Source organism: Syntrophobacter fumaroxidans MPOB (genome assembly GCF_000014965.1).
Classification (GTDB): Bacteria; Desulfobacterota; Syntrophobacteria; order Syntrophobacterales; family Syntrophobacteraceae; genus Syntrophobacter; species Syntrophobacter fumaroxidans.
In genome coordinates, this window is sequence record NC_008554.1 from 2,245,475 (window position 1) to 2,261,571 (window position 16,097).

13 protein-coding genes are annotated in these 16,097 nt (G+C 61.9%); 9 read left to right on the top strand and 4 right to left on the bottom strand.

Annotation, left to right across the window (positions count from 1 at the left end):
• The first annotated feature begins 256 nt into the window (after positions 1–256).
• From SFUM_RS09505 to SFUM_RS09545, 9 genes are all read left to right on the top strand, one after another.
• A complete protein-coding gene (locus SFUM_RS09505; RefSeq protein WP_011698694.1) occupies positions 257–1,051 on the top strand; it encodes a patatin-like phospholipase family protein in 795 nt (264 codons plus the stop codon).
• A 293-nt stretch (positions 1,052–1,344) separates the two neighbouring features.
• Positions 1,345–1,950: an outer membrane protein gene (locus SFUM_RS09510; protein ID WP_041440233.1), complete on the top strand. Its 606-nt coding sequence runs from the start codon at positions 1,345–1,347 to the stop codon at positions 1,948–1,950.
• 349 nt (positions 1,951–2,299) lie between these two features.
• Positions 2,300–3,706, top strand: coding sequence for a [FeFe] hydrogenase H-cluster radical SAM maturase HydG (gene hydG, locus SFUM_RS09515; RefSeq protein WP_041442232.1), 1,407 nt, complete (start codon positions 2,300–2,302; stop codon positions 3,704–3,706).
• A gap of 95 nt (positions 3,707–3,801) precedes the next feature.
• The gene (locus SFUM_RS09520; protein ID WP_011698697.1) at positions 3,802–5,214 is read left to right on the top strand and encodes an aspartate ammonia-lyase; all 1,413 of its coding nucleotides are present in this window, start codon (positions 3,802–3,804) and stop codon (positions 5,212–5,214) included.
• A gap of 19 nt (positions 5,215–5,233) precedes the next feature.
• On the top strand, positions 5,234–6,502 hold the full coding sequence (gene hydF / locus SFUM_RS09525) for a [FeFe] hydrogenase H-cluster maturation GTPase HydF (RefSeq protein ID WP_011698698.1): 1,269 nt from the start codon (positions 5,234–5,236) through the stop codon (positions 6,500–6,502).
• A complete protein-coding gene (gene hydE, locus SFUM_RS09530; protein ID WP_011698699.1) occupies positions 6,489–7,571 on the top strand; it encodes a [FeFe] hydrogenase H-cluster radical SAM maturase HydE in 1,083 nt (360 codons plus the stop codon). The genes hydF and hydE overlap by 14 nt, the downstream gene beginning before the upstream one ends.
• 17 nt (positions 7,572–7,588) lie before the next feature.
• A complete protein-coding gene (locus SFUM_RS09535; protein ID WP_011698700.1) occupies positions 7,589–7,852 on the top strand; it encodes a (2Fe-2S) ferredoxin domain-containing protein in 264 nt (87 codons plus the stop codon).
• Positions 7,853–7,861: 9 nt separating this feature from the next.
• Positions 7,862–9,580, top strand: a complete 1,719-nt coding sequence (locus SFUM_RS09540; RefSeq protein WP_011698701.1) for a [Fe-Fe] hydrogenase large subunit C-terminal domain-containing protein — start codon at positions 7,862–7,864, stop codon at positions 9,578–9,580.
• Positions 9,577–10,764: a SpoIIE family protein phosphatase gene (locus SFUM_RS09545; protein WP_011698702.1), complete on the top strand. Its 1,188-nt coding sequence runs from the start codon at positions 9,577–9,579 to the stop codon at positions 10,762–10,764. The genes SFUM_RS09540 and SFUM_RS09545 overlap by 4 nt, the downstream gene beginning before the upstream one ends.
• Before the next feature lie 366 nt (positions 10,765–11,130).
• On the opposite strand, the gene SFUM_RS09550 is transcribed toward SFUM_RS09545, so the two are convergent.
• The 4 genes from SFUM_RS09550 to SFUM_RS09565 all read right to left on the bottom strand — a co-directional run bounded on the left by SFUM_RS09550 (position 11,131) and on the right by SFUM_RS09565 (position 16,091).
• A complete protein-coding gene (locus SFUM_RS09550) occupies positions 11,131–12,618 on the bottom strand; it encodes an ankyrin repeat domain-containing protein (protein WP_011698703.1) in 1,488 nt (495 codons plus the stop codon).
• A 263-nt stretch (positions 12,619–12,881) separates the two neighbouring features.
• Entirely contained in the window at positions 12,882–13,634 is a 753-nt protein-coding gene (locus SFUM_RS22495) for a muconolactone Delta-isomerase family protein (RefSeq protein WP_011698704.1), read from the bottom strand.
• Positions 13,635–13,675: 41 nt separating this feature from the next.
• Positions 13,676–14,377 (bottom strand): EthD domain-containing protein, encoded by a 702-nt coding sequence (locus SFUM_RS09560; RefSeq protein ID WP_011698705.1) that lies wholly within the window; start codon positions 14,375–14,377, stop codon positions 13,676–13,678.
• 13 nt (positions 14,378–14,390) lie between these two features.
• Entirely contained in the window at positions 14,391–16,091 is a 1,701-nt protein-coding gene (locus SFUM_RS09565; protein ID WP_011698706.1) for a thiamine pyrophosphate-binding protein, read from the bottom strand.
• Positions 16,092–16,097: the final 6 nt, after the last annotated feature.

Sequence of the window (16,097 nt, forward strand, 5' to 3'; positions counted from 1 at the left end):
TCAGGCGTGCCATGCCGCAATCCGTGCGGAAACAGAGGGGGTCACATCGGCGGGTGCCGGGTTTGTTGCCGTTTTCCCGGCGCCTCACGCCCTGCGCCGCAATGACGATAAGGTTTCCGTGTTCCGGCGTGAGTTTCCGCCTCATGGCGTATCCCGGCATGGACCGCCGAATTTCCGTGGATCATTCGTCAGCGGCCCGTGGAACCGGGAGGACGGAATGGGAATACGGCAAGCTTGACCCGAAAAGAGAGCATCGATGAAAAAGTTCGGCCTTGCGCTGGGAGGCGGAGGCGCCAAAGGGATCTGCCATATTGCGTTCCTGAAAGTCATCGACGAACTGGGGATAACGCCGGCCGTTATTTCCGGTACCAGCATCGGCGCCATCATCGGTGGGTTCTACTCGGCGGGCGTGTCGGGGCTGGAAATCGAACAGGAGCTGGAAGATCTCGGCTTGCTGGATGTGTACCGGATGGCGATGGATTTTTCCGTGTTCAGCCAGTCGGCCATTCTGAAAGGCAAGGGCGTCGAAGAGTACCTCATGAAAAAGATCCCTGTCGGGACCTTCGAAGAGCTGTCCCTTCCTTTGAAGGTCGTGGCCACCGACTTCTGGAACCGTCGGCAGGTCGTTTTCGAGAGCGGCGACCTGGGCACCGCCCTGCGGGCGTCGATGGCCATGCCCGGGATTTTCGAGCCGGTGGTCATGGACCGAACGGTCCTCGTCGACGGCGGGGCCGTGAATCCCCTGCCCTACGACCTCATCCAGCCGGAATGCGATTTCACCATCGCCATCGACGTTTCCGGGGAGAAAGCCTATTCCGAGGACGACCCGGTGCCCAACATGGTGGAAAATATCCTGTCCACCTTTCAGATCATGCAGGCCGCCATCCTGAAAGCGAAAATGAAGCTCTCCCCTCCCGATCTGTATGTCAAACCGAGCCTCACGAATATCAGGGTGCTGGACTTCCACCGCCACAAAGAAATCCTCGACGGCGTTCGGGAGGACGCGGCCGAATTCAGGATGTCTCTCGAAAAACTCATGGACAAGGCCTGAGAAAAACACTCACCCGTCAGCGGGATATTGATGAAGACATTATTAAGCCTGCTTCCAAGCCATCTGAATGTGGTTTGTAATATATGATTGACATTCCATAGTGTGAACGGTAAGTTTGGCGCGAATTGATAAAGGTGGTTCTTTCAGAACCAAAATGAGTTCCGATCCGTTGCCTCATTTGGCGACGGTAATTCCGTTCCCTCCATGGGACTGGTGCTTTGCGTGCGATCCCGCTGCAGGGAGGGAACCGAATGTTGCGCCTGCAAGGAATTCCAGGAAAAAGGAGGAAAGAGATGAGAAAATTGATTCTGAGTCTTTTTCTTGTCGGCTTGATCTGTGCGGTTCCACCGGTTCACGCCTCTCAAGGAAATGCCCTCGGTTTCGGGGATGCGGCCATAAAGATCGACTGGTTTCGTTTCACCGACAACGGCCTTGCGGATATGGATCTGGAGAACGGTGTCTATGTTGGTCTCGAAGTGTATTACGTGATAGGCTGCATTTCCCCCAATCTATACTTCGGAGCGGAAATAGGCTGGGCGGGAACGTCAACCTCCGTCGATCCTTACAGCCTTGATCTGAACGTCGATTATGTGCCCGTTGAGTTCAACCTCAAGTACGTTTTCGATATCACCCCCTGCGTGAAGTTCGACCTGGGCGCCGGCATCTCGGCCAACTGGTTCGGCTTCGAGGCGGATTTCGGAAACGTATCGTACAGCTCCGATGACTGGCTCTTCGGTGGACAATTCTTCGCCGATGTCAACTACAGGTTGGCTCCGAACTGGTTTGTCGGGGCCAACATCAAGTACCAGATCACCCAGGACATCGAGCTTGACGGGGTCAACACCCATACGAGCGCCGACAATTTCAGGCTCGGAGCGCAGGTGGGATATACATTTTAGCGGCCATGGACGCCGATTCCCCGCAGAATTCGGCGCATGTTCCGGTTCGACGACATCCGGTGCCTCCCGCATGCAGCACGCGAGGAGGCCACCGGATTTTGTTTTCCGCAAAGCGCAACCGTCGCCTCGCCGGAAACCGGGAATCAAGATGCCTGCCCGGATTCCCGCCCCCCGCGTCATCTCCTCCCCTTCGGAAGGAACATTCGGTCTCTTTTTTCGGTGAACGCCTTGAAAGAATTGAGCAAGGGAAGTACATTACTGAGAAATAAGCTGGGGCCGGATTGTGCCGGCTCGATCTTCTCTCTGTCGACGCGAAACGGTGCTCAACGTGAACGCTCGGGCGGGCAGCATGGATCATTCGACGCAAGGCGGCGCATTCATCGACGAACGCGTCATTTTTCAGACACTGGAAGGTCTCGGTCCGGTCGCCGACCCGGTGCACGTGCGGGAAATCCTGGCGAAAGCGCGCGAGCTCAAGGGGCTGAATCCCGAGGAAGTGGCGGTGCTGACGGTGGTCACGGACCGGGGGTTGCTGGAGGAGCTCTTCACCGCCGCCCGGTTTATCAAGGAGACCATCTACGGGCCCCGGATCGTCCTGTTCGCGCCTCTGTACATTTCCAATCTATGTCATAACGAATGCCTCTATTGTGCATTCCGGGCAAGCAACCGGGAAGTGCACCGCCGCGCCCTGAACCAAGATGAAATCGCAAATGAAATCAAGCTGTTGGTGGAACAGGGACATAAGCGGGTGCTCGTCGTCTCCGGCGAGAGCTATCCCCGGGAGGACGGCTTCGACTACATCATCAAGTCTATCGAAACCGTTTACAAAACGCGCAGCGGTCCCGGAGAAATCCGACGGGTGAACGTGAACCTGGCGCCATGCACGGTGGAACAGTTCAAACAGCTCAAAGCCGCCGGCATCGGGACTTTTCAGCTGTTCCAGGAAACCTATCACCGTCGCACCTATGACGTCATGCATCCGGGCGGTCGCAAGCGCGACTACGATTGGCGCGTCACGGCCTTCGACCGCGCCATGCGGGGCGGGATCGACGACGTGGGGATGGGCCTTCTGTTCGGGCTATATGACTGGCGATTCGAGGTCCTGGCCCTGTTGCAGCACGCACGGCACCTGGAAGAGGTCTTCGGCGTTGGTCCGCATACCATCAGCGTCCCGCGCATGGAGCCGGCAGTCGGCTCCGAAATCGCCGCGAATCCTCCGCGCCCGGTGAGTGACGACGATTTTCTGAAGATCGTCGCCATCCTGCGCATGGCGGTGCCTTACACGGGAATGATCATGTCCACGCGCGAAACACCGGAAACCCGGCGTGCGACGCTGGCGTTGGGGATCTCGCAGATCTCCGCCGGAAGCCGCACCAATCCCGGGGGCTATTCCGACGGCGTCCAGGAAACCGACGCCCAGTTCCAACTCGGCGATCACCGTCCCTTGAACGAGGTGATCCGGGATCTGGCCGACATGGGTTACATTCCGTCTTTTTGCACGGCCTGCTACCGGCTGGGACGCACCGGGCACGATTTCATGGAACTGGCCAAGCCGGGAGACATCAAGTACCGCTGCGACCCGAACGCTCTGTCGACTTTCCTGGAATACCTGCTCGACTACGCCTCGCCGGATACCGTCGCCGCCGGCGAAAGGCTCATCGAGAAACAGCTGGCGCGCATGGACGACAGGCTGCGTCGAACGGCTTCGAAGATGCTCGACAAGGTGCGTGGCGGGCGGCGCGACGTTTACATTTGAGCGGGCTCTCCTTGCGGAGGTGACGGACTCGTGATCGAATGACGCCATCAAGGATCGAACGATGTTTGGAAGGCCGTGCCGCATTGGGTGAAGGGATGAGGATGACGGACAGCGACTTTCGAATCGAACGGGACCTGATCGGCGAGTTGCCCGTCCCCATGGCGGAGCTTCACGGCATCCACACGGCCCGTGCAATGGAGAATTTCCCCCTGGCCGGCCGGCCCGTTCATCCTGCCCTGGTGCGTGCCTTCGGGGAGGTCAAGCTGGCCTGCGCCCGGACAAACCGAAGTCTCGGGGTCTGGAAGGACGAGCCTCGGAAAGCCGACGCCATTGAAACCGCCTGCGCGGAAATGGCCGAAGGGCGATTGACCGGTCACGTGGTGGTGGACCTGCTGCAGGGAGGCGCCGGCACCAGCACGAACATGAACGTCAACGAAGTGCTCGCCAATCGCGCCCTCGGACTGCTGGGAGAACCGCATGGACGGTACGACCGGGTGTCGCCGCTGGACGACATCAACCTGCATCAGTCCACCAACGACACTTATCCGACGGCCCTGAAGCTCGCGGCCATTCGCGCGTTGAGGGACCTCGAAGCCCGCGTCCTCGAATTGCAGGAAGAATTCCAGTCCCTGGAAAAACGCTTCGCGCATGTGGTCAAGGTGGGACGGACGCAGCTGCAGGACGCCGTGCTGACAACCCTCGGACGCGAGATGGGCGCCTACGCCGAGGCATTCGGCCGGGACCGCTGGCGCATTTACAAGTGCGAAGAACGTCTGCGCGTGGTCAACCTGGGCGGGACGGCGATCGGCACGGGACTTGGCGCGCCGCGGGATTTCATCTTCCGGGTGACGGACGCCCTGCGCGCCAACACCGGCATTGGGTTCGCCCGGGCCGAAAACCTCGTGGAGGCCACGCAGAACGCCGACGTCTTCGTCGAGGTCTCCGGCATCATGAAAGCTTGCGCCGCGACTTTGCTCAAGGTTTGCGGCGACCTGCGCCTCATGTCCTCCGGTCCGGAAACCGGCCTGGCGGAGATCGCTCTGCCCGCGCGCCAGTCGGGATCGTCGATCATGCCGGGCAAGGTGAACCCGGTCATTCCCGAAGCGGCCAGCCAGGCTTCAATGCTCGTGTTCGGATATGACGCCGCGCTCACTATCGCCTGTGCATCGGGGAGCCTGGAATTGAATCCTTTCCTGCCGCTCGTGGCGGCGACCCTGCTGGACGGAGCCGACCTGCTGGCGCGAAGCTGCGACATGCTGCGCCGGCTGTGCGTTGCCGGGATCGAAGCCAACGAGGAACAATGCCGGAGCCGGGTGCGCAATTCCACCGCGGCGGCCACGGCGTTGCTCCCGGTGCTGGGCTACGAAGGGGTGTGCGGGGTTGTCGAGCGCGCCCGCCGGGAGCGGCGGAGCGTGCGTGAAATCGTGTTGGACGAGAACATCCTGACCGCCGAGCGGTTCGAGGAACTGATCAGCCCGGAGGCCGTGTGCCGGCTGGGAACCTCTTGAACGAGGACGCCGCATCGTCGTGATGAAGACACCCAAGAGCATGCGTTTGCACATCGGCATTTTCGGCCGCCGCAACGTCGGCAAGTCGAGCCTGCTCAACGCCGTGACAAGGCAGGAAGTGGCCATCGTTTCCGAGATCGCGGGCACGACCACCGACCCCGTGGAGAAACCGATGGAACTGTTGCCGCTCGGCCCCGTGTTGTTCATCGATACGGCCGGCATCGATGACGAAGGGGCGCTCGGGGAATTGCGCGTGCGCAAGACACGCCAGGTATTCGACCGCACGGACCTTGGCGTGCTGGTGGCTGAAGCCGGCCTCTGGGGCGGATTCGAAGACCGGATGCTCGAAGAGCTGAGCGCTCACGGGATCCCCGTGGTGATCGTGCTGAACAAGAGCGACCTGGGGAAGCCCGATCCCGGCCTGCTACGGAAACTGGCGGATCGCAAGCTTCCGGCGGTTTCGCTGAGCGCCCGGTCCGGCGAGGGCATCCTGTCGTTCCGCCGGGCGCTGCTCGACAACGCCCCCGCCGACCTGATCGACAATCCCGCCATTGCGGGGGACCTCGTGGGACCCGGCGAAATGGCGATCCTGGTCATTCCCATCGACAAGGAGGCGCCCAAGGGTCGCCTCATTCTGCCGCAGGTACAGACCATTCGGGACCTGCTGGACAGCGATGCCTTTTGCCTCATGGTCAAGGAACGCGAATTGCGGCGAGCCCTCGATCGGTTGAACGCTCCGCCCCGACTGGTGATCACCGATTCGCAGGCGTTTCTCAAGGTCGCGGCCGACGTGCCGCCCGGCGTGCCGTTCACCAGCTTTTCGATCCTGTTTTCGCGCTACAAGGGCGATCTGCTCACCCAGGTGCAGGGGGCGCTCGCCGTCGATCGGCTCAAGGCGGGGGATCGCGTGATCGTCGCCGAAGCCTGCAGCCACCACCCCATCGGCGACGACATCGGCCGGGTCAAGATACCGCGCTGGCTGACCCAATACGTCGGCGGCAAGCTCGAATTCGATCACGTCCAGGGACACGATTTCCCGGAAGATCTGTCGCCTTACCGGCTCGTGATCCACTGCGGCGCCTGCATGTGGAACCGGCGGGAGATGCTCACCCGGATCCTGCACTGCCGGCAGGCGGGGGTCCCGATCACCAACTACGGCGTGGTGATCGCCTACAGCCTGGGGATCCTCGAACGCGCCCTGGAACCCTTTCCGGCGGCCCTCCGCGTCTATCGCGAGGCGAAGGGCGCCGCCCGCGGGCCAGGAGGAGACGGCGATGGCCGCCGATGATGACCGCGCACGGGTCCTGGCCTGGCTGCGGGAAGAAGACCCGCGGCGGCTGGAAGCCCTCTGGCGCATGGCCGATACAATCCGCCGGGAACACGTGGGCGACGCGGTGCATCTGCGCGGGCTGATCGAAATAAGCGCCCACTGCGGGCGCCAGTGCTTCTATTGCGGCCTGAGGGCGGAAAACGCGCGCATCGAGCGCTACAGGATGCGCGCGGACGAAATCATGGACACCGTGCGCGAAGCGGAGCGCCGCGGCTATGGGACGGTGGTCCTGCAATCGGGGGAAGATTTCGGGCTGACCCGATTCTGGGTCGAATCCCTCGTCGAACGGATAAAGCGCGAAACGGGGCTCGCGGTGACTCTGGGCCTCGGGGAGCGATCCGAAGCCGAGTTGGCGGCCTGGCGCCGGGCCGGCGCCGACCGCTACCTGCTGAAGTTCGAAACCTCGGACCGGGAGCTCTACCGGCAGATACATCCGCCGTTGCCGGGCCGCAGCTCGGAGCGCATCGCCATCCTCGGAACGCTCCGGACGCTCGGATACGAGACCGGCAGCGGGGTGATGGTCGGCATCCCCGGACAAAGCTATGCGAGCCTGGCTGAAGACATCCTGCTGTTTCGGGAGCTGGACCTGGACATGATCGGGATCGGCCCGTATCTGCCGCACCCGGACACTCCCATGGGTCGGGGCCAATGGCGGCCCGGCATCGCCGCGGAGGAGCAGGTGCCCAACTCGGAGCAAATGACCTGTAAGGTGATTGCCCTGGCAAGACTCACCTGCCCGGATGCGAACATTCCGAGCACCACGGCCCTGGCCACCCTGAACAGGGTCCGCGGAGTGGAGCTGGGCCTGATGCGGGGCGCCAACGTCTTCATGCCCAACCTCACGCCCCGCCGCTACCGGGTCAATTACCAGATTTATCCCGGCAAGGCCTATCTTGCCGACTCGGCTCCCGGTGCGCCCGGAATCGAAGATCGCATCAGACGAATGGGACGCATCATAGGGATGGGTCCCGGGAGGCGCGTCATGCGCGTTCGGAGCTCTCCGGGCCTTAGAGCCTCACTGAGCTGATTGAATGGAGATTCTTAATGAGTGATACGAAGGAAACGGCCGAACTTGCGATCTGCATGGGAAGCTCATGCTTTTCGAGGGGAAACAAGCACAACATCAAGATCATCAAGGAATACATCGACCGCCACGGACTCTGCGGCCGGGTGGCGCTCAAGGGGCATCTGTGCGAAGGGCTCTGCAAGGACGGTCCGAACATCACGCTGAACGGCGAAGTCTTTCATTCCATCGATTCGGCTTCCATCAACGTGCTGCTTGAAGAGAACATCAGGAAGCAGGAATAGTGAACGACGATGAACAATCATGCACCGATCATATTCACGGAAAGGACGGAGTGCCAGGACTGCTTCAAGTGCATCCGGGAATGCCCCGTCAAGGCGATCAAGGTGGAAAACGCCTGTGCGGCCGTCATCCCTCAGCTGTGCGTGCTGTGCGGCCATTGCGTGGAGGTCTGTCCCAACGGGGCAAAACACGTTCGGGACGATCTCGAACAGGCTCGGCAGCTTCTCAAGGAGAAGGACCAGGTGTTTGCGTCCCTGGCCCCGTCATTTGTGAGCGAGTTTCCGGACATCCCGCCTTCGGCGATCATCCGGGCCTTGAAGAAGCTGGGGTTCGCCGGGGTTTCAGAAACCGCCCTGGGAGCCGAACGGGTTTCGGGCAGCGTTGCCGGGCAACTTCGGGACAAGACGCCGCGAGTGATCATCTCGACGGCTTGCCCGGTGGTGGTGAACTACCTGGGCAGGTACCACCCCCAGTATGCCGAATGCCTGTCTCCCTACGTGTCACCCGTACTGGCCCACTGTGAGCTGCTGCGCGAAACCTACGGGCCGTCCATCGGCATCGTGTTTTTCAGCCCGTGCATCGCCAAGAAAGGGGAGGCCGACAACAATTCCCAGCTGCTCGACATCGCCTTGACCTTCGAGGACATGCGGCACTGGCTGCAGCTCGAACAAATCGCTTTCCAGCCGGGTCGCGGCGACGAGGAATCCTTTGTGCCGTATTCGGCCCAGGAAGGAGCGCTTTATCCCATCGACGGAGGGATGGTGGCGGGGGTAAAAGCCGGCTGCAGCGTGATGGAGGCCGAATGCATGTCTTTTTCGGGAATCCGCAACATCCAGAAGGCCATGGCCGATCTGAGCGACATGCGGCTCACTCATCCCATCTTCCTCGAGCTCCTGGCCTGCGAAGGCGGTTGCGTCAACGGCCCCAAGGCAAACCGGCGCAAAGGGACCATCCTGAAGCGCTCCCAGATCATCCAGTACGCCAGGTATCCCCAGGAGGAAATCCCACGGCCGCCCACTGCCCCTGTGTGGGGGGACGCACTGTATCCCGATCCGGTGCCCAGGCCCGAGTACAGCGACAAGATCCTGCGGCAGACCCTGCAGGCTGTCGGCAAGTACGGCCCGGAAGACGAGCTCAACTGCGGCGGCTGCGGCTACGACAATTGCCGGGAGTTCGCCCGGGCGCTGATCGACTGCAAGGCTGAGAAGGTCATGTGCGTCGCCTACATGCGCAAACTGGCCCAGAAAAAAACCAATGCCCTCATGGAGAAGACGCCGAGCGCCATCGTCCTCGTGGACGAGGAGCTCAAGATCATCGAATCCAATTACAACTTCGCGAAAATCATCGGCCCGGATGCCGAAAACCTCTACGATGAGCAGCCAGGGCTCGAAGGGATCTTCCTCCACGAGATCGCCCCGTTCTACTCACTTTTCAAAACCGTTCTCGAAAAGGGCGAGGACATCCTGAACCGCGATCTGCGCTACAAGAAATCGGTCCTGCACATCGATATCTTCTCCATCGAGCAGTACCGGGTGGTTTGCGGCATCTTCCAGGACATCACCAGCCCCACCATGCACAAGGAAGCCATGATTCAGAAAGCCCAGGACGTCATCAAGAAGAACCTCGCCACCGTCCAGCAGATCGCTTACCTGCTGGGTGAAAACGCGGCGGAATCCGAAGTGATCCTCAATTCCATCATCCATTCCATGACATCGCCGGAGCTGGAATGATGAAACCGTTGCGGAATTTCTTCCTGGACATCGATTACTACCAGTACTGCAAACACCGGCAGTACGTGGCGGGGGATGTTTTTCTGTCGCACAAGCTCAAGGAGGACAACCGCTTCATCGCGGTTCTCTCCGACGGGCTGGGCAGCGGGATCAAGGCGAGCGTTCTCGCCACCCTGACCGCGACCATGGCGCTCAAATACATCTCCAACTACGCGGACATCAGGGAAACCGCCGAAGTCATCATGGACACGCTTCCCGTTTGCAGCGTGCGCAAGATCAGCTACTCCACCTTCACCATTGTCGACATCAACAGCTCGGGGCACGTGCGCGTGATCGAACACGGCAACCCGGCCTACGTGCTGATGCGGCAAACCGAAAGCGTTCCCGTCGAGAAGACCCCGATCCAGCTCAAGAAGTGGCATGACCGGGAAGTGAGCTTCTCGGAATTCAACGCGTGCATCGGGGACCGGATCCTCTATTTTTCCGACGGCGTTAGCCAGGCGGGCATGGGCCGCCCCGAGTATCCCCTTGGTTGGGGCAGGAAAAACGTCATCCAGCAACTCAAGAAATGGATCAGCTGGGAGGACGACATTTCGTCGCGCGTCCTGGCCATGAAAACCGCCATTCGGGCACGGCAGATCGACGGCTACGAACCCAAGGACGACATCACCTGCGGGGTGATGTACCTGCGCCACCCCCGATCCCTGCTCGTCGTGACGGGCCCCCCCTACTCGGACACCAAGGACACGGAACTGGCCCAGATGGTGGAAGCCTTCGAAGGGCGCAAGGTGATCTGCGGAGGCACGACAGCATCGATCATCGGCCGGGAGCTCGACCGTGACATCGACATGAACCTCGACAGCCTCGATCCCGACGTTCCCCCCTCTTCCATGATGGAAGGGATCGACCTCATCACGGAAGGCACCCTGACGCTCAGCAAGGTGGCCGACATCCTCGAACGGGGGCAGAAGCCCGAGCTGATGCGCGCCAACGCCGCGACCACCCTCGTGTCCAATCTGCTCGACAGCGACATCATCTTCTTCGTCGTGGGCACGCGCATCAACGAGGCGCACCAGGACCCGAATCTCCCCGTCGAGCTCGACATCCGCAGGAACATCATCAAGAAGATCACGAACCTGCTCGAAGAGAAATACCTGAAGGAAACCCACAAGCGGTTCATTTAGGAACTTCGCGCGATAGCCGGTACTGGTTGGTGGGGATGGTCGGCATCCGGTTTCGCCGGCCACGTCTCCCTGGCCGCAGAGCGTGACCCGCGTTGCGTGCCTGGAACAGAGCGCGGTATTCCAGGCATGCCGGTGCGCAATCCCGGTGACTCCGAGACGCCGGCCTGACCGTGATGCTGCTTCCACAGTTTGTCCGCCGTGTCCCGTGCCCCTATCCTGCTTCCCGTCGCTCCGGGATCAGCCTTCCTGTATCCATAAACGGCCTGCGTCGAACCGCGGTCGCTTCGATCTCCTGCAGGCCATGTTCCGCGCGGCCGCTCGACCCTCGGCAAAATCATTCGAGACTGCGCGATAAACGCCGGAGGCTCACCCGACGGGTTGCTTCGCTTTTGTTCCCGACGCCCGTTCTTTGAGTTGACCGACAATGGGATGTTCCGGCCCGAGTTCCTCGACGGCGATATCGACCGGCAATTTCCCGTCGTAGGCAACGATGTCCAGGCGGGCGCCGGCATCGATGAGCGGTTGAGCGCTATCCGGGTAGGCGTGCCACAAAGCGTCGTGCAGGGGCGTGTAGCCGTTCGCCGGTCCCTGGTAGTCCAGGTTGACGCCTTTTGCCTTCACGAGCAGGCGCGTGATTTCAGTGTGCCCGTTGTAAGTCGCCTTGTGCAGCGGAACCGCGCCGAACACCGGCTCGATCGCGTTCACGTCGGCGCCGCGCTCGATGAGTTCCCGCACGATGTCGACATGCCCCCGGAGCGATGCAATGAGCAATGGCGTGTGACCGTCCCAGAGCTTGCCGACGATGGGAAACCGCTCCTCCAGGTCGCCGCCCCTGGCGAGGGCGGTTCGCACCCCTTCGAGGTTCCCTTCCAGAACGGCCTGATTGACGCCGCCCGCGCACTGCCTGGAATCGTCGGACGCGCGCCTCTCCCGGACCATTTCCTTGATCCTGTTGAGAGCCGCAAGCCCGGCCTCCCCCTTGTTCACGTTGAGGGCGTACTCGATATGCCGATCGATGGTGAATCCGTAATGGGTGAGCACCTCGATCCGGGCGTCGTGCTTGAGGAGGAGGTCCACAATCGCGTCCGACTTGAACCAGATTGCCTCGAACAGAGGCGTGTGCCCCGTGCTCGCCGCCTGCAGGTCGATCCGGGCGCCGGCTTCGATGAGCGCTTTCACGGCCTCGAGGTGCCCCCCCTGGCAGGCCTTGTGCAAAGCGGAGGCGCCCGCGCGCCGATCCACCGCGTTCGGGTCCGCTCCGAACCGGATCAACATCCGGACGAGGCCGGCATGCCCGCGCGCCGAGGCAATCATCAACGCGGTCAACCCACTCCTCTCGTCGCGGACGCCGGGATCCGCGCCGAACGGCAGGAGGTTCAAGGCCTCCCTCTCATCGCCTTTTTCCGCCGCCGCGATGAGCCGCGCGCGCAGATCCCCGCGAAACGGCACGATCCCCTTGACGGTGTCCCAGTAGGACGTCCAGAAGACTATCTTGCTGTCGCCCACCCGGAACCGCTGAATGAATTCGATGTCGTAGCACAACGCCGTGGCCTTGACTTCCGCGACCTCGTGCACGACTCCCAAAGCCTCGTCACCGTCGATGACGAGTTTGCGCAGCTCGAAACTCCGGACTTCCGCCCTTTCGGCCCAGACAGCGAATGTTTTCCGAACCGCCTCGATTCCACGGTATTCCCCCAGCCAGGGGATGATGTCGCTGAGACCCGCTTCGGGCGGGTTATTGATCCATACGACATCCTTATCGAGGCAACCCAGGGCTTCCTCTCCATGGCCCGACCGCAGAGCGCGAAACCACTGCTCCGCGACACTCCGAGTCGTATCGGACGACACTGTCATTTGCCCGCTCCCTCCTTCAAGCAATTCCCGCCGCACGGGCGAGCCGCGGTCCGCCGCATGCATGAGGCCCCGCCACTGCGGGGCGCGCCTGCCGTCCCCATCTCCGGCGCTCCGCTCCAGGCCCCGCACGGTAACGTCTTCGCGCGGATTCCTTGTGCGGCGCGTCCCGCGCAGGAACCGGCCCGGTCGCGCGGACATTTCCCCCGGCAGGGAAATCAAGGCGTATTCCGGGCAGGAGCCGCCCGGATCCCGCAAGGAAGCGCCTACAGGTTCTTGTACGCCCGAATGAGCGGCGAGGGGTCCCAGTACACCTTCCAGCGCCGGATCTTGCCGCCGACGATTTTCAGGTTGGTGGCCACATACAGGTCGTACTCGTTCCCGTTTGCCAGGCACTGCGCGTGCTCATGCACGATCGCCAGCGCGTCCTCGCCTTCCACCGTGAGCTGTTGCAGGTTCATCGCCAGCATGCGCGAGTATCGCGCCCAGACCTCGAAACTCTTGACGACCGCTTCCAGCCCCCGGTACGAGCCCAGCCAGGGGGCAAGATCGCTGACCCCGGGTGTAGGCGCTATGTTCTCCCAGACGACGTCCGGGTGAACGAGCTTCAGAGCCTCATCGAAAGTCCCTTTCGAGAGATTGTCGAACCAGCTCACCGCCACGCGGCGCGTTTCGTCGGGAGAGGACGTTGCCGTCGCGCCCGGAGGTGGAGGAGACGGGAACCCGGCCTTCACGTCCTCGACGAACCCGGCATAGTCGCGAAGCGCCCACACCTGCTCGAATTCCAGGTATTCGCGCATCGGCAGCCATCCCATTGAGTTGCGGTCCAGGTTTTCGAGCGAATCGACGTCCACGATAGCGATCACCCGATGCTGGGAGACGACCTTGTAGAGACCCTTCACCAACCCCGACCGGATTCCCTCGAGGCCGTGCTCGCCTTCCCGCGCCTCAAGCCTCCACAACTCATCCTGGCTGATGCGCCCCTGGTAGTTCCACTTCATTTGGACATAGAAAAGCATACGAGTCCTCCTCGTCATCCGGGGTTTGGGTCAGTCCCGATTCAGGCCCCGCCCGACCGCTCGCCGGGACGGATGATCCAGTTCTCCCGCCCCACGAAGGTAAAAAGGTAGCGGTCGTCGGCAACGGATCGCCAGCTCTCCTCCACGGCTTCCAATCGCTCGGGCACAAGCGCTTCCCGCATCTTCTCAAGGTCTTCGAACGACCAGACCTCGATTGCGTCAAAGCGAGGTTCACCCAATCCGTACAACCCCCGGCGGGCAAACCCGATCAGGTAGCCCTGTAGTCCGGGAAGCGCGAGCACGGTCTCACCGTGCGCCTTCAAGAGGAGTCGCCGAAATTCGTCGAGATCGGTGCCGGGTTGTCTCTTCAAGAATGAGTAGAATTTCGTGAATTCGGTGGTCGAGCTGACGGATTCTCGAATGACCACCGACTCCGCCTCGTGAACGAATGTCTGCCAGAAAGCCGCCCACCGCGGCTCATCGGCGCGCGCGCCTTGGAGGAACTCCGGGCTGCGAAACGATGCGATTTGCTCCTCTTCGTTGGCAACCCAGATTTCGGCCACGCCTTCGAAGAATGGAACCTCGCGCTTACACGGGTACCGCAGGCGAGGGGCGACAAGGTATTGTCGAATCTGGGGAATCCTTGCCGCGTAATCGACGGCATGGAAGTGAACCCAGTAGCACTGGAAAGCCTCGGCGGAGAGCCCCGGTTTCGGTCCGGCGAAGATGAACTGGTGGATCATCGTCTTTTCCTTTCTACAAACCGGAATCGAGAACGACGTCGATCAGGAACGGCCGGTCGTCGCCAAACGCACGGTCCAGGGCCGGAGCGATCTCCTCCGGTTTTTCCACGCGAACGGCATCGACTCCCTGCCCCTGAGCCAACGTATCGAAGCGCAGGATCGGCCTCGCAAGGTCGAAAGCGTCCGGGAACGCCTGATCGGTTGGCTGGTTGTGGTCCTTCCAGTACTGCCGCAGATTGTATTTCAGGATGCGATAGCTCCGGTTGTTGCACACGACGAATTTCGTCCCGATGTTGTGACGGGCGGCGGTGCTCAGCGCCTGGATCGTCTGCATGCTTCCCCCGTCGCCGACGACGCTGACGACCACCCTGTCCGGGTGCGCCACCTTCAGTCCAAGCCCCCCCGGGAGGCCGGTTCCGAGCATTCCGGCTCGCGTTTGGAAGTACGTGCCCGGTTTGTCCTGGGGCAGAGTGCGCAGCAGCTCCGGGGAATGTGTCAGAGCCTCATCGAAGATCAGCGCATCGTCGGGCACCCGGCCGGCAAGATCCTCGAAGAAGCGTGAGGCCCGAAGGGGCGTCCGGTCGCGCACGGCGGCATCGCTTGCCCGAAGTTGCTCCCGTTCGCGGCGCTTCTGAGCCTCGATGCGCCTTATCCGCTCGCCGGCCTCTTTCTTTTCAGCCGCCCCCATGACGTCGTCGAGTGCCGTGGCAAGCATGCCGAGCGCCGGTTTCGGGTCGGCCAAGGCCCCTACCGTCACGGGAAAATTCTTCGCGATCTCGCTCGTGTTGAGGTCGAACTGGACGATCCGGGCATCCGCGGCGAAAATCCCTTCGATCGACGGAAACACTTCGGGCATCACGGTGGTTCCGCAGATCAGGACCGCGTCGGCCAAAGCCGTGTATTTCCGGCTGACTTCCCCGAACATGTGCCCGCCGTAACCCGCAAACAACGGGTGAGACGCCGGCATGTTGACTTCCGAGCAGTTCGCCCCCCAAACGACGGCGCCGAGCCGCTCGGCCACGGCGACGAGCTCGTCCTGTGCGTTGGATGCCGCGATTCCGTCGCCCATCAAGATCAGGGGATTCGTCGCCCCGGAGAGAAGCCGGGCGGCATTGCCGATGACGCCCGCGTCCGGCGCAATCCGGGAATATACGGGCCGGGTCGCAACGATGGGTTCGGTATTCGGTTGGTCGAGGACATCCATGGGCAAAACGAGAAGGACGGGTCCCATCGGAGGAGTGGCGGCGGCCTTGAAAGCGCGGCGCAGGAGCCGGAGCAGGGAGCCGGAGTCCGCCACCCGCCACGCACACGGGCCGTTGTGGTCCGACTTGACGAAAGGTTTGGCAATCGTAACGAGGTCGGCCGCCATCTGTCCGTCAAGCGCCTCGTACCTGAGGCCTGCTTCTCCGGCGACGACCACCAGCGGCGTGTATCCCCGCCGCGCGTAGTACATCATGCCCAGGCCGTTCGCCAGGCCCGCGTAGCTGTGCAGTTGCACGACGGCAGGGGTGCGGAGAGAGCGCGCGTACGCATCGGCCATGGCCACCGCGGTGCCTTCGTGAAGCGAAAGGTAGTACCGGATCGACTGAAATTCCTCGTCGCGAAGGGCATCGAGGAGGTTCTGCTCCGAAGAGCCGGGGTTGCCGAACAAAGAAGTGACGCCATCTGCGAGCAATTGCCGAAGCAGTGCGAAGCGTCCGGTGTTCTTGTCCATGGCGGC

Excerpts from the sequence above, each read along its gene's own strand:
- SFUM_RS09505 (WP_011698694.1), top strand. The coding sequence starts at position 257 with ATGAAAAAGTTCGGCCTTGCGCTGGGAGGCGGAGGCGCCAAAGGGATC.
- SFUM_RS09510 (WP_041440233.1), top strand. The coding sequence starts at position 1,345 with ATGAGAAAATTGATTCTGAGTCTTTTTCTTGTCGGCTTGATCTGTGCG.
- hydG (WP_041442232.1), top strand. The coding sequence starts at position 2,300 with ATGGATCATTCGACGCAAGGCGGCGCATTCATCGACGAACGCGTCATT.
- SFUM_RS09520 (WP_011698697.1), top strand. The coding sequence starts at position 3,802 with ATGAGGATGACGGACAGCGACTTTCGAATCGAACGGGACCTGATCGGC.
- hydE (WP_011698699.1), top strand. The coding sequence starts at position 6,489 with ATGGCCGCCGATGATGACCGCGCACGGGTCCTGGCCTGGCTGCGGGAA.
- SFUM_RS09535 (WP_011698700.1), top strand. The coding sequence starts at position 7,589 with ATGAGTGATACGAAGGAAACGGCCGAACTTGCGATCTGCATGGGAAGC.
- SFUM_RS09540 (WP_011698701.1), top strand. The coding sequence starts at position 7,862 with ATGAACAATCATGCACCGATCATATTCACGGAAAGGACGGAGTGCCAG.
- SFUM_RS09545 (WP_011698702.1), top strand. The coding sequence starts at position 9,577 with ATGATGAAACCGTTGCGGAATTTCTTCCTGGACATCGATTACTACCAG.
- SFUM_RS09550 (WP_011698703.1), bottom strand. The coding sequence starts at position 12,618 with ATGACAGTGTCGTCCGATACGACTCGGAGTGTCGCGGAGCAGTGGTTT.
- SFUM_RS22495 (WP_011698704.1), bottom strand. The coding sequence starts at position 13,634 with ATGCTTTTCTATGTCCAAATGAAGTGGAACTACCAGGGGCGCATCAGC.
- SFUM_RS09560 (WP_011698705.1), bottom strand. The coding sequence starts at position 14,377 with ATGATCCACCAGTTCATCTTCGCCGGACCGAAACCGGGGCTCTCCGCC.
- SFUM_RS09565 (WP_011698706.1), bottom strand. The coding sequence starts at position 16,091 with ATGGACAAGAACACCGGACGCTTCGCACTGCTTCGGCAATTGCTCGCA.